Origin of the sequence: Streptosporangium nondiastaticum, from assembly GCF_003011965.1 — a bacterium.
Lineage (GTDB): Bacteria > Actinomycetota > Actinomycetes > Streptomycetales > Streptomycetaceae > Streptomyces > Streptomyces nondiastaticus.
Genome location: NZ_PXWG01000027.1, coordinates 25,133 through 45,981 on the forward strand (window position 1 = coordinate 25,133; position 20,849 = coordinate 45,981).

Genomic DNA, 20,849 nt, shown 5'->3' on the forward strand with positions numbered 1-20,849 from the left:
GAGTGCGGGGGCCAGGGGTGTCAGGGGTGTCAGGCCGGAGGTGTCAGACGCGTCTGACGCGTCAGGGTCGTCAGGCGGCCTGGTCGTCGCGGACGATGCGGTACTCGCCGGGCTCCCCGGTCTCGGCGAGGCGGCCGGCCAGGATGAAGTCGGCGACCTGGCCGGAGACCCACGAGCGGCCGCGGCCGTGGCGGTCGCAGTGCTCCATGAAGTCCTTGGGACCGACGGTCGTGCGGCCTTCCGCCTCGAACTCGTCGAGGATCTCTTCCATCACCTGGCGGGCCCGGGCGGGCGAGATGCGCTCGCGGCGCCGACCCTGCGCGGGCTCGGCGAACTGCACGACGTGCGTGGCCGCGGGGAGCTCCCGTTCCGGGTCGATGTCGGCTTCGTCGGCCTGGCCGTCCTCGTCGTCCTCGTCGTGCAAGGCAGCGCCGATCGCGTGCTGCTCGTACTCGTCCGTGTAGCCGTCTTCCTCGTCCTGGTCGTAGGGCTCGTGGTCGTGGTCGGTCACGGTGGTCTCCCTGGGCTGGGCGTCAGTGGTGCCGGGCAGGGGGTAGCGAGTGCGCTGGGTGAAGTGGCGGCCGGCGGCGCGGGCCGCGGCTTCGGCGGTGACGGGGTCGAGTGCGGGGCGGGTCTCGGCGAAGGTCAGGACGACCCAGTCGAGGTGTTCGCGTGGGGTGAGGTAGGAGCGGGCAGGGGTGGCCCAGAAGGTCTCGGGGATGCCGTTGGCGACGAGGTAGCAGTAGCCGGGCTTCTTGTCCTTCCACAGGTGCGGGGCAGCGCCGGCGTCGAGAACGTCGTCGTCGAGTGCGAAGCCCGCGTCTCGGTCGTTGCGAACGCCGTAGCACCAGGAGGAGCCGAGGGAGGCCCGGGTGTCGGTGGAGACCTGGTTGGCCGAGGCGCGTTGCAGGGAGACGACCAAGGTCACGCCGGCGGAGCGGGCTTCCTGGGCGATGCCGGTGAAGACGTCCTCGTCGGTTTCGCGGATGGTCTTGGCGGCTTCCTCGAACCAGCCGATGAGGTAGGGCATGCCTGGTGAGCCGTCGGCCTGGGTCTCGGCGCACTCAGGGACCCACTGCTTGTAGCCGTACTTGGCCAGCCATGCCGTACGGGCGGGGATGACGGCCTTGATGGCTTCGATCATGGCTTTGGTGGACTTCATGTCCAGCGCGGCCCAGTCGATGGCGGGCAGGAGCGGTCCGAGGGTCTGTTCGGCTTTGGCCGGGTCGGAGGCCCAGACGATGGCGTCGCGGCGCGAGAGGACTTCGGCCAGGGCCGTCATGCCTCCCTCGGACTTGCCCGAGCCGGTCATCCCCATGATCAGCAGGTGCATGGCGTTGCGGGCGGTGGCCGGGTCGCCAGGGAAATAGAGGACGGCGACGGTGCCGTCCTCGTAGATGCCGACGGCGACCGGGTCGGCGATGCTGCCGCCGGGGTGCGAGGGGCCGGGGTAGGGGACGGTGTTCTTCAACAGGTCGAGGGGAACGACCGTGAGCTGGGCGCGGGAGGCGCTGTCGGGGTCGGGGGTGACGCGGATGGCGGTCTTGGGCACGTCCAGGGCGCTGGCGAGCAGCGGCGCGGCCTTGGTGACGTCGTCGGTGGTCAGTTCGCCGCGCGGGAGCTGCAGGTCGAAGGTGGCTTTGTTCGGGGCCACGTCGGTGCGGGTGATATGGGTCTTGGCCAGGCCGACCTTCTCCAGCAGCCCGCCGTCGCCACCCGCTCCGGGTGCGTCGGGGTTGCGGCGCAGGATCTGGCGGATGTTCCAGGAGAGGGCGACGGCCGGGGCGCCCATGAAGTACAGGCCACCCAGGGGCCCGGCGCCGGGTCCGGCGATGGCGGCCGCGGTGAACCAGCCGGTTCCCGCGGCCACGGTGATGGCGGAGTGGAGGCGACGCTGTGCGGTGGTACTCCTGCCTGCCCACCAGGTGACGCCGGTCAGGGCGACGGAGGTGAGAGTCAGTCCGGCGGTGGCGGCGGCGTTGTCGGCCCAGTAGTAGTGCGCGGGCAGGGAGACCAGGCCGGTCCCGGCCCCCACCAGCCACGGGGGCAGGTGCGGCTTGACCCGGTGCAACAGGTACTCGACCACTCCGCCGCCACCGTGCGCGGAGCGCAGGTGTTCTTCGTGGAGTTGCTCGGGTGCGGGCTGGGACACGGCTCATACCTCCTTCACGTGCAGGTCAGCCGTTGAAGTCGAAGCGCTGGCCGGGACGCTGACGGCTGCGGTAGGGGGCGAGTTCAGGGTCGAACTCGCGCTGGAAGGCGGCGTAGGTGGCGGCCAGGTTCTTGGCGGTGTCGCGGGTGTCCTCCGCGGCCTTCTTCATCCGCTTCGCCACCCGCCGGGCCCGGGCCCGGGATCCGAACGCGCGTCCCTCGGGATCGGGCACCTCCTTCAGGACGGCTTCGAGGACCTCCGAGGCGGAGGCGAGTTCGAAGGAGAGCTGGAGGAACAGTCCGCGGCCGTTCTCGCAGTAGTTGCGGATGTCGACGTTGGAGAAGAACTCGGGGTCAGCGAGCGGGCTGTGGACGCCTCCGCGTCCGCGGCCCTGGTCTCGGAAGAATCCGGTGCCAGCGTCCCCGACTCCCCCGTGACGACCGCCGTTGCGGCTGCCGGAGCCGTTGCCGCCGACGTGGAAGTGGTACGAGCGGTTGGTGGTGCGCTGCTGCCGGGAGCCCCTGCCGTTCGTCCCGGGGCCGGTGCCGGAGGCGCGGCTTCCCGTGGAACGGCTGCCGGTTGAGCGGTTGCCTGCGCCGGAGGCGGGGCCGGGTCCGTAGGGCGGGGTCGTCATGAGTCGTACTCCTTCTCAACGGGCTGGGTGATGTCGCTCGGCTCGTGCACAGGGGCGGTGGCCGTGGAGCGGCGCAGGGAACGCCGGACGAGGGGAATGGCGATGGCGAGGGCCAGCCACAGCAGCGGGAGCGGGCCGGTGGTCGGCCCGGCAGCCACAGCGGCCGCGGCCCATGCCCCGGCCGTGAGGACCACAGCCGCCAGGCCGTAGCGCCAGGTGCGCACACGGGGGTCGGGGCTGGGCCGCCGCCGCTGGACCCAGGCCAGCCAGATGGGCAGGGCAGCAGCACCCACGGCGAGCGGTAGCCAGGTCCACGGCGCGGCCGCGTGCACGACCGCGGCGGCGACGAAGCCGGCCACGGCGGCGAGGAGGGGCAGTGCGGCGCGGCGGCGCTTCCAGGCGGCGCGGCCGAGGGCGGCGGCCAGGCGCTGCCCGAGGGTCGGCTGCTCGGGAACCACGAGGACGATCGGGGTCTGCCGTCGGCCCCAGGTGTGGCGCTGCCGCGGGATGCGGACGGTGGTCGTGTCGCGCTTGTACCGCGGGCCGGTCACGGGATCACCTTCCGGGAGTTCCGGGGCGGGACGGCGGTGCCAGGGCGGCCGATGCGGCGGCCGTTGACGGTGCGGTAGACGTCGTGCCGGCAGGCCGGCTGCCAGCGGTGGCCGAGGCGCTTGGCCCGGTACATCGCCTCATCCGCGCCGCGCAGCAGTCCGGAGAGGTCGGTGCCGGGACGGTCGGTCACCCGGCAAATGCCGATCGCGGCGCTGGGGTGGACGACAGCGCTGCCGGTGTCGACCGGTGCGGACAGGTGCCTCCACAGTCCGTAGAGCTGTTCGTCGTGGAGGTCGGTGTCCGGGGCGAGGCGGACGACGGCAGCGAACTCGTCGCCGCCGAGGCGGGCGGCGAATCCGCGTCGGTCGGCGCACCAGGCGGCGAGGCGGTGTCCGACGGCGGCGAGGGCCTGGTCGCCCGCGTGGTGGCCGTAGGTGTCATTGACGCCTTTGAAGTCGTCGAGGTCGAGGAGGAGAACGGCGACGTGCGGGTGGCTGATGGCGCGCAGCGCGCGGGTGGTGAAGGCGCTCCTGCTCATCAGGCCGGTCAGGGGGTCGGTGCGGGCAGTGCGTAATCGGCGGGCGAGGTAGAGGGCGTGGGCGGCCCAGCCGGCCACCGGGGCGGCCAACGGCAGGGCTTGAAGGAGGGGCGTCACGATGCTTTCTCCTCTTCGCGGTCATCGGCGGCCTGCTCGGGTGCAGCGCCGAGGACGTGGGGGTCGCCGAGTTCGGGCACGGCGGGCGGGGGTGCCTCGTCGGTGGCGGGCGGGGGCGGTAGTTCACGTACGGGAGCGAGCCGCGGTAGGCATTGGGCGGTGTCGCGGATGCGGGCGGCGCGGCCGGTGCCGATGCCGTAGGTCTTCATCAGCCAGGTCGCCGAGGCCTCTCCGCCGTCCGCCATGCGCTCGCGGGCAGCGGCGATGAGTTCCTCGTCGCTCTTGCCGGACGGCAGGGCCCGTCGTGGCCTGCGCGCGGCCACTGTCCGGCGGTCCCTCCGCGGCTTCGGCGGGCGGGCGTCGGCCGCGGACCGGTCATGAACAGGGGCCGGGGGTGCCGGTACCCCTTCCGCCGCAGGCTGCTCCTCCGCCTCGGCAGGGGGTGTACCGAGCGGGGGACTACCGTCGGCGGCGGGGTGCTGGGTCGTACCGTCAGGGGTGCTGTCGGCAGGGGTCTGGTGGCGGAGGTGGGCCATGTGCACGAGCAGCCCCAGGACGACGGGCGGAATCGCCGACGCCGCGACAATCAGCGGCCAGGACACCGGGATCACCCCGGCCGCGGCGGCATGGTCAACCGCATTGCCGGCGACCGACAGGGCAATGCCACCGATCGCGTTGGCCTTCGCCCAGGTGCGAGCCGTACGGCTGCGGGTGGAGCGGCCCAGCCACACGCGGACCGCGGTCAGCGCGTACGCGTCCACGGTCACCGGCAGCAGCCAGGACAGCCACGGCCACCAGCTGGTGCGCAAGGCGAGGTCCTGCAGGGCGGCGTAGGAGGACGCGGCAGCGGCCAGGCCGACCGCGCCCATGCCCACCGCGAGCGGCCAGTCATGGCGCACAGCTGTGGCGTTGTCGCGGGGGTCGGTCGGGGCGGTCACCGGACGGCCTCCGACAGGGCGCTGAGCGTGGTGGTGGCGACGGTGGTGACGGCCTTCTTGGTGCCTTCGGCGAAGCCGGTGCCGGTGAGGAACAGGCCGATCAGCAGCCCGACGATCAGGGTCGACCAGCGGTGACCGACCCACACGCACAAGGCGATGCCGATGGCGGCCAGCAGTACGGTGATCGACACCGTTACCGCGGGTGCCGCCGCGACGGGCGCGGTGGCCAGGGTGGGCATCACGGCAGGGGCCTCCGATCCAGGAGAGAAGGAAGAAGGGGGCGGGGTCCCGCCCGGCGCGGGCTCGATGGCCAGCGCGCCGGGCGGGGAGCAGCGGGTGCTACGGGGTGTGGCCGTTCTCGTGGCGGGCGATGACCAGGGAGATCAGGCCGGGGTCGGTGGCGTAGCCGATGTAGGTGCCGTCGGTGGTCCACACGTGCCAGCAGCCGCGCAGGTGCAGGTGGCTGGTGGTGCCCACGGCCAGGTAGCGGCCGCTGCGGATCACGGGGTCCATCACCGTGCTTCCGGTGGGCGGGGGCAGGATGGCCACGGTGATCAGCCTTCCTCGCGCTCGCCGGATGGGGTGCAGTCGCTCACGCACGCGGTGACGATCTCAGCGTCGGCGAGGACCAGGGCGAGGCTGTAGTCGCTGTCAATGACGCTCTCGATGTACTTGCCGCACGAGCACGGGCGCAGCAGGACCACGACGTCGTACGAGCTCGCCCAGGGGTCGTCCAGGGCGGTCGTGCGCCGCTCGTACGTCACGAACATGCCCTCGCCCAGGTGCGCGACGGCCATGGGCCGTGCGTCCTCCTGGCCGCCGGGGTAGCCCTGCCAGGCCTCCGGGGACAGGCCGAGGCCGAGAGTCTGCGGGAAGAGGCGTTCCATGCAGACGGGCGCGCGGGTTGCGATGTCCTGCCGCTCGTGTTCCTCCCGTTCACGGCGGGCCTGTGCCCGGGCCTGGTCTGTGCGGGTGCGGAAGTCGACGGCCAGTTCCCGCAGGTGTGCGACCGGGCCGGTGGTGTCGGGCATGGCTGTGTCCTTCCGGGGGCGAGTGATGGCCTCGTGCCAGTCGTCCAGCGCGGGTGTGGGGCTGGTGCGGAGGCGGCAGGGCATGTGGAAGCCGAGGAAGTCATCGGCAGTGACGACGACGGCCCGGTGGGCGCCTCGGTGGCTGAAGGTCGCCTGCTCCCCCACGGCGGCCCAGCGCTGGAACATGTGCAGCGTGAAGCACACCGGTTCATCGGCCGCGGGCTGTTCGAGAGCCTTGGCGGCGATCTCGCGCCAGTCGGGGAAGTCATCTTTGCCGGTGAGCGAAACCGTGTGGCTCGCGTGGCGGCCGCGCAGGCGTACCTCGGGCACGCCCTCGTCCCCGTATTCGGCGTAGGTCAGGAAGACGGTGTCGCGCGGGTCGGTGTCGTTCAGGAAGCGGCCCAGCGAGAGGGCGTCGGCCGCCGCGATGTGCGCGCGCCACGTCGGTGCGGGACGGCTGGCTTCGGCGCGGCCGATGGCGAGGGTGTGGCGTTCGGTGGCTACGGCGTAGAGGTGGGTGCCGTCGAGGTCGAGGAGCAACCCGCCCCAGGGCCAGTCGGTGGTCATGTGCGGCAGGGCCCTGGCCACGGCCGTGCGCAGCCCCGTGACCCCGACGTCGGACAGTTCGATCGTCATCCCTGGTGTCCTTCCGTGTCGTTGGTGGTGTGGGGGATGCACGGCCAGGCGGGCTCGACGTACGCCGTGGAGTCAGTGCGGCGCAGGTACCGCTGCAGGCTGACCGCCTGCTTCGCGGCCTGCTCGGTCTGCAGCGCGTGGAGGGCGCGGAGGTCCATGGCGCCGAGACGGGGGAAGACGTGGCCGATGCGCCAGGCCAGGCGTGCGGCAGCGAGGGCGTCGGCGACCGGGGTGTGCGGGCCGTCGTGGCGGACCTGCCAGTGCCGGCACAGGTCGGGCAGCTTGCGGGAGCCGGACCGGAAGCCGTCGAGCTGTCGGTCGATGACCAGCGGGTCTATGACCGGCGCCAGCTGACCGTTGGAGAGGCGGTCGGCCAGGGGCACCAGGTCGTGGCGGCGGCATTCGCGGTCGAGGAGGGTCAGATCGAAGCGGGCGTTGAAGACCACCAGCGGGTGCCCGGCGCCCATCAGCGACGCGAGCATCGCGGTGATCTCCTCGACCGCCGCCGCGGCCGGTGCTCCTTCGGCGCGGGCGCGTTCGGTGGTGATGCCGTGCACTGCCGTGGCCGCTTCCGGGATCTCCATGCCCGGGTCGATCAGCCACTCGCTGACCTTCGTCTCCAGCCCGCCGCCGGTCTCGACGACGGCAGCGGCCACGATGCGGTCGGCGTCGTGGGCGATGCCGGTGGTCTCGGTGTCGAAGGCCACTAAGCGGCCATCGGGCCAGGTCGGGGCGGTCATCGCGGTAATCCCTTCGCCGGGAGGGGCGGGCAGGTGTGGGAGCGGGTGGCGCGGCGGCCGGCGTACTGGTTGCGGTAGGTGCGGCTCCAGCCGCAGACGCGGCAGCGGGTACGGGCGCTCACGCGAGCCGCCTCCCCACCACGCGGCCGCCGCCGGCGGTCAACAGGTCGAGGGCCTGGTCGGTCAGCTGCGGCGCGTACTCCGGCAGCACGCCGAGGGCGTCCAGGGTGTCGATGAGCGCGGCCATGGGCTGCTCGTCGCCGTCCCAGTACGCCGCGACAGCCGTGCGTGCGGCGGCCACGAGCTCGTCGTGAGCGCGCTGCAGCGCGGTGAACCGGCGGGTGAGGTCGTCGAGTTTGGACATGAAGGCACAGCCTCCGGAAGGAATCGGGGGTGCTGCCGGGCCCGTGCGGACAGCACGAACCAAGCCCTCCGGGCGGAACCCGGCAGCACAGGGATGGAAGAGGAAGAGGGCTTCAGCGGCGGCGCGTGTGCCGCGGGTCCTGCGTGCTGTTCAGGAGCGAGCGCAGGACGACGGCCACGACCGCCAGCGACAGTGCGGCCACCGCGACGGACGCGGCCACGACCGCGACCGACAGCAGGAGCGCGACCAGGACGACGCCGGTCACCAGTACACCGCCGGCGCCCAGGGCCACGGCCGCACCCGGCGTCAGGCGCGAGACCTCACGCGAGTGGCGGCCCGTGCTGTGGTCGCAGCGGCAGACGGCGCAGTGATGCGCGGGCGCGGCCTGCGGCGCCGGGGGCGGGAAGATCTGGTTGCCGAACGCGTCGAAGACGGCCGGGACCTGTGCGCGGTCGCCGGGCAACGGCTCCCGGGGCAGGAAGGGCGTACTCATGCCGCTGCCCTCCTGCCCTTGAGGTCCTGGCGCTCGTCGGCGGTCAGGCCGCCGAACACACCGAACCTCTCGCCGTTGGCGAGCGCACGGGCCAAGCAAGCCTCCCGGACCAGACACCGGCCGCAGATGCGCTTCGCCAGCGCAACGGCACCGGGATCCACGGCAAAGAACAGCTCGGGCTCTTCTCCGGCGCATGCCGCGTGGTCGACGACCATGAGGTCCGCGCCGAGGACCTGCCGTCCGCCCGGGGGCAGGCGGTGCGGCGACACCCACGGCCCCTTGGCCAGACGCAGATGCGGCCGCGACGAACCGCGAACGGTCGTGCTGACGCGCCTCACCGCAGCACCCCCGCCCGCTCGACACGCGAACGCGGGGAGAACTCGCACCCACAGGCCCCGCACAGCTCCCGCGCCGCCGTCCGGCACCGCGAGACCTGCACCGACCGGGCACAACGGGGGCAAAGCGTCGTCCGGCACACCGGACGACGGTCGTATCCGGGCGCGGCGGGCATCACGCGGCCGCCTCGCCGAGACGGTCCTCGTCGGTGGCCAGGGACACTGACGCGAAAACGGCCACGTCCAGCCCCTGCCAGCAGCCGCGGGCCGTGAAGTGCCAGTGCCCGTCGGACATCTGCCTCAGGTGAGGTTCGGTCCCGAACGCCCTGGCCACGCGGGCCACGGACGGGAACAGCACGTCGGACGGCAGGAACGAGAACTGCACGTGGAAGCTGTCCGAGTCCACCGTCAACGACGGTGCCGGCAGCCCCGGGAACATCTCCAGGAAACTGGCCACCTTGCCTAAGACCACCGAGAGATCGGCAGCCACCGGCACCGGGACGAACCCGCGCCTGGGCAGGGGCGTACGCTGGTCAAGCACTGTGAGCTCCTCTTCACAGGAAGCGGGGGCGGCGATCTACTTGGCGGTGGGCGCCGCTCCCGGCATCGCATCCGATCCCCTGACGGCATGGCCGTACAGGGGCTTTCGCGCCCCATCTGGTGCGCACCAGTAGCGTGCTCCTGGTGCGCACCAGATGCAAGGGGTTCGGCGAAACATCCGCTGAACTCATCGCATCGACGCAGTTCCAGGAAATCTCATGACTCAACTCCCTACCAGCCAACAAGGCTTAACAAGTTGATAGTTAAGACCTCCCCACCAGCAGCAACGTAAGGCATGCTGCTCCTCAGCACCCAACAGGACTCTGCGGTAGGGGTGTTGAGCGTGAACGAGGGACTCCGACAGGCCAGGCTGGCGCAGGGTTGGTCGCAGGAACGGCTGGTCCGCGAGATCGAACGGTACGCGAAGCAGCACCTCTCGGACGTGGCATCGACAGCCAGCCTGCGGGTCTACGTCTCCGAGTGGGAGAACGGCCGCCGCAACATCTCACCGAGGTACGCAGCCGTACTGCGGGGCCTGCTCGGGATCACTAACGACGAGCTGATGAGCCGTCCGACTGGCGGCACGGAGACTCCGTCTGTCGTCGGCGGTTACGACGACCTGGTGAACCGGATCGAGTCTGCTCGCAGCGTGAGCTTGACCATGGTCGATACGTTCATGAACCAGACGGAGTTGCTGCGCACAGTCGACAGGCAGATGGGAGCCGGTGGCCTCGTCGACCAGATGACCGGGCACCTCTCGACCCTGGAAGACGCGCTCACGTTCGCCGTCCTCCCAGAGACTCGGCGGCCGGTTGCACGAGCCTTGGCCAGCGCTGCGACTCTTGCCGCGTGGCAGGCGCTCGACGTTGGTTCGGTAGAGCGCGCCTGGCGACACTACGAGTTAGGCAAACGGGCAGCTCAAGAGGCGAACGAGCCGATGTACCTTGCCCATGCCATGGTGGAGCAGGCTTACGTGCTGTGCGACGCGGGGCGCCCTGAACTGGCCGTCGACCTGGTCCGGGACGCTTGGCGCGCCGGAGCTGGCCGACTGTCGCCACGCCTTCAGGCCTGGCTGCATGCAGCAGAGGCCGAAATCTGTGCGCGCGCCGGCCTGGCCGACGACTGCCGCCGGTCGCTGGACCTGGCCTTCGACGCCCTACCCGGCGGGGTTGAGGACCGCGACCCAGACATGCTGAGCATCTTCCTCAACGGCGCGCACTTGACGCGCTGGCGCGGCAATGCACTCGCGATTCTCGGCGACGATCGAGCAGTGAGCAGCCTCTACACGGCCTTGGAGAGGCGTGACCCGTCGTTCATTCGTGCCACGGCTGGCCTGCGGTGCGACCTCGCTCAGGCGCATCTCGCCCGTGAGGAGTACGACCAGGCGCAAGAGCACCTGCGGCAGGCCCGATTGCTGGCGAGCCGCACCGGTTCGGTGCGGCATCGCCGGCGAATCGAGCAACTCACGAAGCGGCTGTAACAGAACCCGTCCGGCGATTGGCCAGCAGGTGGAGCAGCGCGACCAGGGTTCCGGACCCCATCAGCTCGTCACGCGCCATGAGTCCTGGGACGTCCGACAAGGGCACCCAGGCCACATGGCCAGCCTCTTCCACGTCCGTGGGGTCCCCAACGTGTTCGGCCCCGTGCCCCACGAAGATCTCGTGGGGCGAATCAACCATGCCGACCATGGGCTGATAGGTGACCACGTGCTCCAGCAGAGCCGGACGCCAGCCCGTCTCTTCTTCCGTCTCACGCATGGCTGTCGCAAGAGCTTCTTCCCCCGCGTCCACAATGCCGCCGGGAAGCTCCCACCCCCACTTGTCCGGCACGAACCGGTACCGCCAGAGCATCAAGACGCGGTCCTGATCGTCTACTACCGCTGCGATGGCGACGTGTTGCAGCCGGACGACGTGGTGCTCGAAACGCTCCACTCCCGGCGGCTCAACATCGACAAGCGCGAGCTGAACCCAGCGGTTGTCGTAGACGGTTCGCTCCCCATGGATCTGCCACGGCTCAAGCGGACCTGGCGAGCTCGTACTGACTCTTTCGGCTGCAGCAGGGCGAGGCGACACGAGGTATGAGCTGCGGTTTCGCACCTCCACAACGCCTTCAGCGACAAGCCGTGCAAGCACTTGGCGGAGGGCCGTGCGCCCGATGTCGAGCTGCTCCGACAGCGTGCGTTCCGACGGCAACTTGTCCCCGGGCGAGAGTCTCCCTGACATAATCCACTCCCGGATCGTCTTGTCGACCCGTTCGGTCTTCGGCCCCATCCTCTGAGCACACCCCCGACTCGTCTACGGCGCAGCCGCTGCTGCAGCCTAGGAACGTTCCTAGGCGATCCTGGCACGCGAGGGGAAACCAGACGAGGTCGCCGGACTAGCCGACCGAGCCGCCGGCCTCGCTCGGTCGTCGACCAATGTGCCCACAACCAGCTTGGGTCTCCGGCTCGGCCCGTCGAATGAACCGCCTGACGATGCTGCCTGGGCCATAGCGGGCGACGATCTCGGCAATGTGCTCGCCAGGCGTTAGGTGCCGTCGATGGACGTAGTCATGTCACAGAGCACAAGAGCATCGGCCAGGCTTGCCTCTGTGACCTCAAGCTCTGACGTGAGCTCGTCACGCAAACCGTGCTCCTCCGGCCTCCAGCAGTGCGCAGGAAGGTGAGCGACAGAGCTCACGACCGCTCGTCAGGCATGCATCACGCCGCGCAGGTACCGAGCGCTGTTCACGGGGTTCCTCGGAGAGCGAGCCTGTGCATGTGGGTCGCGCTCACTTCCTCGAGAGCAGTGCTCATGTCGCAGCTATTCATCCCGGATGGGAGAATAGATTCCGAGCGCCACGACTCCCTCACCATGGAGGGAACTTCTATGAGAGCAGCGATATATTACCCGCAAATGACGCCTCCCCTATCTTGGCTCAAGCAGTCCCTTCTCTTTTGGGACCACGTGTGCGCCATCGAGCATGCTGACTATTGGGAATCACCTGACCCGACACTCCAATGGCTCGGAGAGCAAGGCGTATTCGAACCCCTAGTTATCGACAGCCTGGAACGTGAGGCGCAGGATCGATTTCAAGCAGAGGTGGAGTCCGTTGCGGAACTGGCAAGCCGACAACGTCTCTATGTGCCACCTGCCGAAATCGAGCAAGATTTCATCTACCTAGGCAAGCTGCCACTTGAAATAGAAGAGACCCTTAGGTCGCGATCACTAGCCCAAGAGACAGGCAAGGGCGAACTCCTCACGCACAGAGATCTAACGCTCTGCATTCTGGGGCTGGCAGCAAAACACCTATCCAATCAGTTCACTTTCGGCGATCGACACTACTCCACTCACACAAACTCATCCCTCTCTGCCGATTTCGCCTTTTCCCCTCTACCTGACATGAATTCCGAGACGGTCCTTCAGATAGTACTTCGGGACCTCCTACCTGTACCAAACGATCAGGTCTCGTTTCAGGATATTCTGGAATTTAAAGCATCACATGCCCGTGAACTACTGGCCTTCAGGCGAGCCCTCGACGGCCTGCAGGTAGCACTCCCCCAGGAACTCCTACAAAACCCTGGTGCAGCCGCAGGCGTTAGGGACGAATTCGAGTTGGCGCTACATGACCTACATGCAGCCTTCAGGCGCAGGCGCATCGCGTTCTTGACTGTCGGGGTTTCCATCTTTGCCGGATGGGCGCTCGGACAAATGGCTCCTGACCTCACAGCTACCGTCGCCTGGGAGCTAAGCGGCTTCGGGACTGGAAATATCATTGCAGGCCTCGCACAGGTGCGCGACACTCCTCGCGTGAGGGATTTCAGCTACCTATACAAGGCAAGGCAAGACTTCCCTGGACGAGGTGAACGATATTGATCATCATTGGCACAGAAGTCGAGTATCTTATCTACGAGGTAAACCCTCAGAGGCTTTGGGTACCCGATCCGTTCGCCTACTGGCGCCCGGCCCGCCGCGACACCCTCTCAGTCATCATGGAGCAAATCGCCAATAGCTACCCTGCAATTTCTAGCCGAGGGAGGCTCTGGCTAGCCAATGGGGCCTGCGTTTACATTGATGGAAATTTACTCGAATACGCTTCACCCGAGTGCTTTACCTCGGTTACTGCGTCCGCTTGCGAGCATGCTGGCGCTGAAATTGTGGGAGAAGCCTGCAAACAAGCATGTTCAATAACTCGAAAGGACATCAAAGCCTTCGCGCGCTGCGCCGGGCCAGATGGCATGGAGGCCGGATATCACGAAAACTACGGCCTGCCTCCCGAACAGTACTTTCAGCTGTTCCATAAGACATTCTGGCCAACGCCCAGAATCCTGGGATCAGTCGTCACGCATTTGATTTCCCGCATCATTTGGTCCGGAAAAGGCGAGCACTCCTTCAGTGGAGACTGGCTCTTCTCTCCTCGAGGGGCCAGAGTGGATCGAGTATGGGACTTGAATACAGAGACCCATCGCCCGATTATTCACGTAAAGCGACCGAACATGGAAGATGATTTGCTTCGCATAGAGATAACCTGCGGAGACTTCAACTCTCCCACAATGACCACGCTGAAGCTTGGCTCTACTGCTGCCGTACTCCTCGCAGCAAGTCAGGGAGTCTTCGACGATATGCGCATTACCGTATCAGACCCCGTGAAATCAATGCGCAGCGTCGCCAAGTCTCTTACCGCCCCGATCACACTCAAAGATGGAAGCACACAATCTTGCCTCTCATTGCAATGGAATCTCCTGTCCAGGCTTCAGGAGTGCGGCAAGGAAATCGACAAAGGAGGACCGCATTTCAATTGGAGTGATTCACTCGACCTATGGGAACAGATTCTTGCCGCATTGGAAAACCACGGAGGCATGGACGCAGCGGGGTCTTAAATACCAGGTTCAGGTGTGGGACAAATTCACCCTCGTGAAGAAGCCGACGCAACGTGCGGCGATGCCGTTGGGACAGTACTGCGAAAGCAACAAGGTCCTCGCTGCCGCAGAAGGCAGTCACCCGCCTCTGTTGATCTGCCTGCAAGGGGCCACTGTTCACCACTGCCAGGGACTCCGAGGCCAACAACGACCCAGAACTCCTGCGAGTCACCGCCGCGCCATACGCGGGCTGTACACCTGCACTAAGCGATCTCCAGCTACTGCGTCGCAGGTCCACGTGCGGGGGGCATCACCCCCGGGCCGCTGGTGTCCTTCGAGTGCTGCCGGTCCGCCGACCATGCGCCTTCCCTCTCGCTCGTATGCCGGTGCACAGTCATCCCGTTCCGAACACGGTAGCGGGGTTCGACATCAGGTGGGAGGCGGATGACGTTGGCCAGGGTTTCGCAGAAGTGTGGTGCCCGCACCAAAGCCGGCAAGCTGCGCAAGCGGGCGGTATCACCCGGAACATCGCGCTGTTGGGAGCATCCGGGGGCATGGACCGAACCCGGTCGGCTCCTCCAGCAAGCGAAGGAGCTCAAGGCTGCCAAGGCGAAGTTGGCCGCCAAGACCAGGGCACGCAGGAAGTGAGTTGAGCGGCTCCCGGGGAGCTATTCAGGGAGCCACTGAGCACGGCGCCAGGGGGCCGTTCGCGAACCGTTGCGGACGGCCTCACTCGTCGGGGCCGACAGCGATGCCGCTCCGCCCTGGAGACCACCGGCCGCCACCAGCATAATCCGGGCCACCCTCAGACCAGCGTTCCGTCACTGATGCTCAGTACCCTACGTCTTCGCTGGTCAACGCCCCAGCTGCGGCCGCTCCACCAGCAGACCAAGAATCTGCTGGCCGTCAAACCCAGCAACGTCTACCGCGGCGCCCCCTCGTCGCGCCACGACCCGCTCGGATGCCCCCGGTGCCCCCGCTTCGCCCTATGTGCGCCCTGCCCATCGCCCGACCCGCGATGAAGAGTCAGCGCTGCGCCCGGACAGGAGGGCGGTGGCCGAACACACAGGGGAGGCGGATGACAGTGGCGAAGGTTTCACAGAAGTGTGGGGCCCGCACCAAGGCCGGCAAGCGGTATCAGCGGGCGGTATCGCCCGGGACGTCCCGCTGTTGGGAGCATCCTGGCGAGTGGACCGACCGCGGTCAGATCAACCGGAAGTTGAAGGAGCTGAAGGAGACCCAGGCGCAGCTGAACAAGTCGCGCAAGAGGTGATCTGACCTGCCTTCCCGGGAGCCAGAAAGGGAGCCACCCGGGGTGGTGTCAGTGGGCCGTCCGCGGACTTCCGTGGACGGTTCCGCCTGGAGGTTCCGGCAGCGACGCCAGCCCCGCCAGCAGCGCAAACAAGCGCTTCTTACACAGCATGCAAAGTTACGGTCATGGGCGGGGGTGTGCCGTCGAGGCGCGGTGGAGGAGGGCCGGGGTCGGGTCCTGGGTTCGGCGGGGTGGGGCGCCGTCGAGGAGGGACAGCAGGTGTTCCGCGGCGCGGCGGCCGAAGGCGGCCGTGTCCCGGGTGAGGGCCGTGAGCGCGGGGTGGGTGTTGCGGCAGAGGGCCGAGTCGTCCCACGCCACCACGGACAGGTCTTCCGGGACCGCGAGGCCGCGTTCCGCGGCCACCGCCAGGCCCGCCACGGCCATCACGTCGTTGTCGTAGACGATCGCGGTGGGCGGGCGGGGGCCGGTCAGGGCGCGGCGGGTGGCTTCGGCGCCCTGCGCGTCGGAGTAGTCGGTGGTCACCGAGCGCGCGTCCGGCAGTCCCCGGCGGGCGGCCTCGGCGCGGAGGCAGGCCATCCGGCGCCGGGTGTGGGCCAGTTCCGGGAGGCCCGCGATGTGGGTGATGCGCCGGTGGCCCAGGGCGTGCAAGTGGCTGACGATGGAGGACATTGCGCCGGTGTCGTCGGCCCACACCGTGGAGATCGCCGCGCCGGGCGGGGCCGTGACGGCCGGGGCGCCGATGACCACCGCGGGCAGGCCCAGGCCGTCCAGCAGGGCCGGGCGCGGGTCCTCGGCCCGCGGGTCGACGACCAGCAGGCCGTCCACGCGGCGCTCGGCCCACCAGCGGCGGTAGACCGCGCACTCGGCGTCGAGGTCCTCCACGACCTGGAACAGCAGACCGAAGCGGCGGGCGGCGAGTGCTTCCTGCACGCCGGAGACCAGTTGCAGGAAGAACGACTCGACGCCCAGGGTGCGGGCGGGCCGGGCCAGGACGAGACCCACGGTCGCCGCGCCCTCGCCGGACAGGGCGCGGGCCGCGGTGCTCGGTTGCCAGCCGAGCTGCTCGGCGACCCGGCGCACGCGCTCGCGCGTGGCCTCGGAGACCCCCGGGCGGCCGTTGAGCGCGAACGACACCGCGCTCACCGAGACGCCGGCCCGGCGCGCGATGTCCTTGATCGTCGGACGGCGGGGCGGCGTGCGGCGCATCCCATCCCCCTCCAGCAGCACTCTCGGTCCGCAGGCGACGACAACACACTAAAGCGCATTAGTCGTTGACGGCAGTATTGACTAACTCCCCTTCCCGGTGCACCTTTTGGACCGCACCTCCCGGCCCCGACCGAAGGAGACCGCCGGCCATGCCGATACCCCGCAGAGCCGTCGCCGCGACCGTTCCGCTGCTCGTGTCCGCCCTCACGCTGACCGCCTGCGGCTCGGGCGGAACGGACTCCGGGGGCGGTGACGCGGGCGGGAAGCCGGAGGGTGACATCACCTTCCAGACGTGGAATCTGCGCAGCAACTTCAAGGACTATTTCACCGGCCTGGTCGCAGAATTCGAGAAGGCCAACCCGGGCGCCCGCGTCAAATGGCTGGACCAGCCCGCCGACAACTACGCGGACAAGCTGAGCGCGGACGCAGCCGCGGGCACCCTCCCCGACGTCGTCAACGTCTCCCCGGATCTGTCCTACCCCCTGGCCAAGGCCGGTCTGCTGATGAACCTCGACAAGGAGCCGGCCGCGGCGAAGTTCAAGGGCGAATACACCCCGGAGGCGTGGCAGGGAAACGTGCTGCCGGGCCTGGACGGCTCGTACTCCTTCCCCTGGTACCTCAATACAGGCCCGCTGTTCTACAACAAAGCCCTGTTCCGGCAGGCCGGCCTCGACCCGGAGAAGCCGCCGAAGAGCTACGGCGAGCTGTTCGCGGCGGCCCGCACCATCGCGGAGCGCTCCGGCGGCAGGATCGCGACGCTCGGCGGCACTCCCGCCGTCGAGGACTTCGGCCGCTACGGCGTGCGGCTGATGAACGACGACGCCACCCGGTTCACGTACAACGAACCGAAGGGCGTGGAACTGCTCACCGAGTACAAGAAGCTCTACGACGCCGGCGGCCTCGACCCGCAGTCCCTGACCAACACCCCGGACAAGACCGGCCAGAAGTTCCTGGAACAGAAGGTCGCCATGAATCCCGGCAGCGCCCACGACCTGGAGACGTTCAAGAAGAACGCCCCCGGCCTCTACCGGGAGCTCGGCATCACCGACGCCCCCAACAACACGGGAAAGCCCAATATGTACGTGATGGGTCTCGGTGTCAGCAGCCGCAGCAAACACAAGGCCGCGGCCATCGCCTTCGCCCGTTTCGTGACGGACCGGAAGAACCAGGAGGCGTTCACCCACAAAGTCGCCGTCTTCCCCAGCACCAAGGGCTCCCTCGACGATCCGTACTGGACGAGGGACGACGGCACCGACGAGGGCCGCGTACGAGTGGCCTCCGCGAAGATGCTCAAAGGGGCGGTCAATTACACGCCGGTCGTGCTGAGCGAGGAGATGAAGACCGCCCTCAAGAACGAGGTCGCCAAGGCCCTCCAGGGAAAGAAGACACCGAAGCAGGCCCTGGACGACGCGGTCGCGCAGAGCAACAAGCTGCTCAAGCAGGGCTGACGGGCGTGAGGCATGTGGAACACGTGCGTACGCACCGGGCCGTGAGCCCCTGGCTCTTCCTCCTCCCCGGCCTCGCCACCGTCACCGCCTTCAGCCTCTACCCCTTCCTCACCACGCTCCACAAGGCCTTCACCGACGCCCGCACCCTCACGCCCGGCGGCTGGGTGGGGCTGCGCAACTTCCGCGACATGGCGCAGGACGAGCAGTTCTGGATCGCGCTGCGCAACAGCAGCCTCTACGTGGTCCTCGTCGTCCCCTTCACCGTGCTGCTGCCGCTGTTGCTCGCGCTCCTGGTGCAGAAGCGGATCCCTGGCGTCGCGTTCTTCCGGTCCGCGTTCTACACGCCGGTCGTGGCCTCCAGCGTCGTGGTCGCCCTGATCTGGGGGTGGATGCTCGACGACCGGGGCCTGGTCAACGGGATCCTGCGGGCCCTCGGGGCCGGGCCGTTCGCCTTCCTCGGCGACGAGTGGCTGCTGCTGTTCAGCGCGATGGCCCTGACGGTCTGGAAGGGCCTCGGCTACTACATGATCATCTATCTGGCGGCGCTGGCGCACGTGCCCCGCGAGCTGTACGAGGCGGCGGCCGTCGACGGCGCGGGCGCGCTGCGCCGCTTCACCGCCGTCACCGTGCCCGGCGTGCGCTCGACGATGGTCCTGGTCGGCGCCCTGTCGTCGGTGGCCGCCTTCAAGGTCTTCTCCGAGGTCTTCCTGCTGGCGGGCCCCACCGGCGGCCCGGCCGGGCAGGACACGACGCTCGTCATGCTCGTCCAGCGCACGGGCACGGGCCTCAACGGCCGGGTCGGCTACTCCTCCGCGCTCTCGCTCGTCGTCTTCGCCGTCGCCCTGCTGCTGATGCTGCTCGTGCTGCGCGCCGACCGGACGAGGAGGCGGACATGAGCCGCACCACCCCGTGGGAGAAGGCCGTCCGCTACGTCCTCCTCCTCGCGGTGCTGGCGCTGACGGTCGGCCCGTTCCTCTGGCAGCTGTCGACGTCCTTCAAGAGCACCACCGAGGACGTCTACACCTCCCCGCCCCGCTTCCTGCCGGCCCGCCCGACCGCGCACAACTACGCCGCGGTCGCGGACATCATCCCCGTCTGGGACTACGCCCTGAACTCCCTCAAGGTCGCCGTCGCGAGCGTCCTCACCAACCTCGCCGGCGCCTCGGCGGCCGGTTACGCGCTCGCCCGGCTGCGGTTCCGCGGGCGCCGGGCGGCGGGGCTGGCGTTCGTGGCGGCGGTGCTCGTGCCGCTGGAGTCCATCGTCGTCGCCCAGTTCACGATGATGCGCGACCTGGAGCTCAACAACACGCTCGTGGCCGTCGTCCTGCCGGGCGCGGTGGGCGCGCTCAACGTCCTGCTGATGCGCAACGCCTTCGCGAACCTGCCCTACGAGATCGAGGAGGCGGCCGTCATCGACGGGGCGAACGTGTGGCAGCGGTTCGTGCGGATCGCGCTGCCGTCCGTACGGGGCACCCTCGCCGTCGTCGCCGTCTTCTCCTTCATGGGGGCGTGGGACGACTTCCTGTGGCCGCTGATCGTCCTGTCCGACCCCGATCGCTTCACCCTCACGGTCGGCCTGAACCACCTGCACGGCACCTTCCAGCAGGACCCGCGGCTGGTCGCCGCCGGCACGGTCGTCGCCGTCGCCCCGCTCGTCGTGATGTTCGCGTGCCTGCAGCGGTACTTCTTCCGCGGCGTCGGAGAGGGCGCCGTCAAGGGCTGACCCCCGCTCCCTCCGCCCAGTAGAAGGGACACCCCGCCCCATGCGCTTCGGCGTCAACTACACCCCCGCCCGCGGCTGGTTCCACCACTGGCTCGACTTCGACCTGGACGACGTCCGCGCCGACCTGGACTCCGTGGCGGCGCTCGGCCTCGACCACATCCGCGTCTTCCCCCTCTGGCCGCTCTTCCAGCCCAACCGCACCATGATCCGGCCGCGCGCCGTCGAACAGCTCGTGAGCCTCGTCGACGCGGCCGGCGAGCGCGGGCTCGACGTCAACGTGGACGGGCTGCAGGGGCACCTGTCCAGCTTCGACTTCGTCCCCTCCTGGACCACCACCTGGCACCGCCGCAACCTCTTCACCGACCCGGACGTCGTCGACGCGCAGGCCCGCCTCCTCACCGGACTCGCCGCCGCGCTCGCCGAACGGCCCAACTTCCTCGGCATGACCGTCGGCAACGAGTTCAACCAGTTCTCCGGCCCGCCCCACCCCGACCCCGACCGCATCCGCCCCGCCCAGGCCGGCCGCTGGCTGCGCCGCATGCTCGCGGCCTGCGAGGAGGGCGCGCCCGGCAGGACCCATCTGCACGCCTCGTACGACGCCGCCTTCCACGACGGCGAACACCCCTTCACCCCCGCCCACTCGGCCCGGCTCGGGGCCATGACCGCCGTGCACTCCTGGGTCTTCAACGGCACCGCGCAGCGGCACGGCCCCGACGGCGCCGCCGAACACCTCGCCGCCTACCTCGTCGAGCTGTCCAAGGCCTGGGCCGACGACCCCGCCCGCCCCGTATGGCTGCAGGAGACCGGCGCGCCCGCCCCTCACGTCCCGCCCGGCCGCGCCGCCGCGTTCACGGAGGCGACCGTCCGCAACGCCCTGGACTGCCCCGGCCTCTGGGGCATCACCTGGTGGTGCTCCCACGACGTCGACCGCGCCCTCGCGGACTTCCCGGAGCTGGAGTACGGGCTGGGGCTGCTCACCAACGACCGCGAGCTCAAGCCCGCCGGGGAGGTGTTCGCGCGCCTCGCCCGGGAGCACCGGAGCGACGGGCCGACTTCGCCGCCTCCACCGCCCGCGCCGCGGCGGACCGCCCTGGTCCTGGACGCGGGCGACGTCGAGGAGGCGCCGGGCCGGGCCGTGAGCGCGCCGGGCGGGGCGTTCTTCGAGGCCTGGATGCGGGTCGCCTCCGGCGGGGGGCGGCCGGCTGTGGTGCTGGCCCAGCGGGCGGGGGATGCGGCGCATCTTGCTGCGCGGGGCATCGCCGAGGTCGTCGCCGTCGGCGAGGCGGGCTGAG

Annotated in this window: 23 protein-coding genes; 7 read left to right on the top strand and 16 right to left on the bottom strand. The window is 69.1% G+C overall.

Annotated elements, in window-relative coordinates; genetic code table 11:
• Positions 1-70 precede the first annotated feature (70 nt).
• From traB to B7P34_RS13465, 14 genes are all read right to left on the bottom strand, one after another.
• Positions 71-2,152: a plasmid transfer protein TraB gene (gene traB, locus B7P34_RS13405; RefSeq protein WP_106676172.1), complete on the bottom strand. Its 2,082-nt coding sequence runs from the start codon at positions 2,150-2,152 to the stop codon at positions 71-73.
• 25 nt (positions 2,153-2,177) lie between these two features.
• On the bottom strand, positions 2,178-2,786 hold the full coding sequence (traA, locus tag B7P34_RS13410) for a plasmid transfer protein TraA (protein ID WP_106676174.1): 609 nt from the start codon (positions 2,784-2,786) through the stop codon (positions 2,178-2,180).
• Positions 2,783-3,337 carry a hypothetical protein gene (locus tag B7P34_RS13415; RefSeq protein ID WP_106676176.1) on the bottom strand — a complete coding sequence of 185 codons (555 nt, stop codon included), beginning with the start codon at positions 3,335-3,337 and terminating at the stop codon, positions 2,783-2,785. Before B7P34_RS13415 ends, traA begins: the two co-directional genes overlap by 4 nt.
• Positions 3,334-3,993, bottom strand: coding sequence for a GGDEF domain-containing protein (locus B7P34_RS13420; RefSeq protein ID WP_106676178.1), 660 nt, complete (start codon positions 3,991-3,993; stop codon positions 3,334-3,336). Before B7P34_RS13420 ends, B7P34_RS13415 begins: the two co-directional genes overlap by 4 nt.
• Entirely contained in the window at positions 3,990-4,931 is a 942-nt protein-coding gene (locus tag B7P34_RS13425) for a DUF2637 domain-containing protein (RefSeq protein ID WP_106676180.1), read from the bottom strand. Before B7P34_RS13425 ends, B7P34_RS13420 begins: the two co-directional genes overlap by 4 nt.
• Positions 4,928-5,170: a hypothetical protein gene (locus B7P34_RS13430; protein WP_106676182.1), complete on the bottom strand. Its 243-nt coding sequence runs from the start codon at positions 5,168-5,170 to the stop codon at positions 4,928-4,930. The genes B7P34_RS13425 and B7P34_RS13430 overlap by 4 nt, the downstream gene beginning before the upstream one ends.
• A 100-nt stretch (positions 5,171-5,270) precedes the next feature.
• Positions 5,271-5,480 carry a hypothetical protein gene (locus B7P34_RS13435; RefSeq protein WP_106676183.1) on the bottom strand — a complete coding sequence of 70 codons (210 nt, stop codon included), beginning with the start codon at positions 5,478-5,480 and terminating at the stop codon, positions 5,271-5,273.
• Positions 5,481-5,485: 5 nt separating this feature from the next.
• A complete protein-coding gene (locus B7P34_RS13440) occupies positions 5,486-6,598 on the bottom strand; it encodes a hypothetical protein (protein WP_106676185.1) in 1,113 nt (370 codons plus the stop codon).
• Positions 6,595-7,338, bottom strand: a complete 744-nt coding sequence (locus B7P34_RS13445; protein ID WP_106676187.1) for an exonuclease domain-containing protein — start codon at positions 7,336-7,338, stop codon at positions 6,595-6,597. Before B7P34_RS13445 ends, B7P34_RS13440 begins: the two co-directional genes overlap by 4 nt.
• Positions 7,335-7,460: a hypothetical protein gene (locus B7P34_RS39385; protein WP_286157475.1), complete on the bottom strand. Its 126-nt coding sequence runs from the start codon at positions 7,458-7,460 to the stop codon at positions 7,335-7,337. The genes B7P34_RS13445 and B7P34_RS39385 overlap by 4 nt, the downstream gene beginning before the upstream one ends.
• The gene (locus B7P34_RS13450; RefSeq protein WP_106676189.1) at positions 7,457-7,702 is read right to left on the bottom strand and encodes a hypothetical protein; all 246 of its coding nucleotides are present in this window, start codon (positions 7,700-7,702) and stop codon (positions 7,457-7,459) included. The genes B7P34_RS39385 and B7P34_RS13450 overlap by 4 nt, the downstream gene beginning before the upstream one ends.
• 112 nt (positions 7,703-7,814) lie before the next feature.
• Complete coding sequence (locus tag B7P34_RS13455) at positions 7,815-8,195, bottom strand: SpdD protein (RefSeq protein ID WP_106676191.1); 381 nt, start codon at positions 8,193-8,195, stop codon at positions 7,815-7,817.
• The gene (locus B7P34_RS13460; protein WP_223267818.1) at positions 8,192-8,464 is read right to left on the bottom strand and encodes a WhiB family transcriptional regulator; all 273 of its coding nucleotides are present in this window, start codon (positions 8,462-8,464) and stop codon (positions 8,192-8,194) included. The genes B7P34_RS13455 and B7P34_RS13460 overlap by 4 nt, the downstream gene beginning before the upstream one ends.
• 241 nt (positions 8,465-8,705) lie before the next feature.
• The gene (locus tag B7P34_RS13465; RefSeq protein WP_106676193.1) at positions 8,706-9,071 is read right to left on the bottom strand and encodes a hypothetical protein; all 366 of its coding nucleotides are present in this window, start codon (positions 9,069-9,071) and stop codon (positions 8,706-8,708) included.
• Between the two features lie 342 nt (positions 9,072-9,413).
• On the opposite strand from B7P34_RS13465, the gene B7P34_RS13470 reads away from it, so the two are divergent.
• Entirely contained in the window at positions 9,414-10,550 is a 1,137-nt protein-coding gene (locus tag B7P34_RS13470; RefSeq protein ID WP_106676244.1) for a helix-turn-helix domain-containing protein, read from the top strand.
• On the opposite strand, the gene B7P34_RS13475 is transcribed toward B7P34_RS13470, so the two are convergent.
• On the bottom strand, positions 10,534-11,340 hold the full coding sequence (locus B7P34_RS13475; protein ID WP_106676195.1) for a GntR family transcriptional regulator: 807 nt from the start codon (positions 11,338-11,340) through the stop codon (positions 10,534-10,536). The two genes, B7P34_RS13470 and B7P34_RS13475, sit on opposite strands and share 17 nt — an antisense overlap.
• Positions 11,341-11,862: 522 nt before the next feature.
• Between B7P34_RS13475 and B7P34_RS36745 the strand changes: the two genes are divergently transcribed.
• Both B7P34_RS36745 and B7P34_RS13480 read left to right on the top strand, forming a co-directional pair.
• Positions 11,863-12,924, top strand: a complete 1,062-nt coding sequence (locus tag B7P34_RS36745; RefSeq protein WP_146166812.1) for a DUF6236 family protein — start codon at positions 11,863-11,865, stop codon at positions 12,922-12,924.
• Positions 12,921-13,928: a proteasome accessory factor PafA2 family protein gene (locus B7P34_RS13480; protein WP_106676197.1), complete on the top strand. Its 1,008-nt coding sequence runs from the start codon at positions 12,921-12,923 to the stop codon at positions 13,926-13,928. Before B7P34_RS36745 ends, B7P34_RS13480 begins: the two co-directional genes overlap by 4 nt.
• A gap of 1,414 nt (positions 13,929-15,342) precedes the next feature.
• On the opposite strand, the gene B7P34_RS13490 is transcribed toward B7P34_RS13480, so the two are convergent.
• Complete coding sequence (locus B7P34_RS13490) at positions 15,343-16,386, bottom strand: LacI family DNA-binding transcriptional regulator (protein WP_106676200.1); 1,044 nt, start codon at positions 16,384-16,386, stop codon at positions 15,343-15,345.
• Between the two features lie 149 nt (positions 16,387-16,535).
• On the opposite strand from B7P34_RS13490, the gene B7P34_RS13495 reads away from it, so the two are divergent.
• The 4 genes from B7P34_RS13495 to B7P34_RS13510 are packed head-to-tail and all read left to right on the top strand — an operon-like array spanning position 16,536 to position 20,848.
• The gene (locus B7P34_RS13495) at positions 16,536-17,834 is read left to right on the top strand and encodes an ABC transporter substrate-binding protein (RefSeq protein ID WP_106676201.1); all 1,299 of its coding nucleotides are present in this window, start codon (positions 16,536-16,538) and stop codon (positions 17,832-17,834) included.
• A gap of 41 nt (positions 17,835-17,875) precedes the next feature.
• Positions 17,876-18,730 carry a carbohydrate ABC transporter permease gene (locus B7P34_RS13500; RefSeq protein ID WP_223267819.1) on the top strand — a complete coding sequence of 285 codons (855 nt, stop codon included), beginning with the start codon at positions 17,876-17,878 and terminating at the stop codon, positions 18,728-18,730.
• Positions 18,727-19,557 carry a carbohydrate ABC transporter permease gene (locus B7P34_RS13505; RefSeq protein WP_106676203.1) on the top strand — a complete coding sequence of 277 codons (831 nt, stop codon included), beginning with the start codon at positions 18,727-18,729 and terminating at the stop codon, positions 19,555-19,557. Before B7P34_RS13500 ends, B7P34_RS13505 begins: the two co-directional genes overlap by 4 nt.
• A gap of 40 nt (positions 19,558-19,597) precedes the next feature.
• Positions 19,598-20,848, top strand: a complete 1,251-nt coding sequence (locus B7P34_RS13510) for a glycoside hydrolase 5 family protein (RefSeq protein WP_106676205.1) — start codon at positions 19,598-19,600, stop codon at positions 20,846-20,848.
• Position 20,849: the final 1 nt, after the last annotated feature.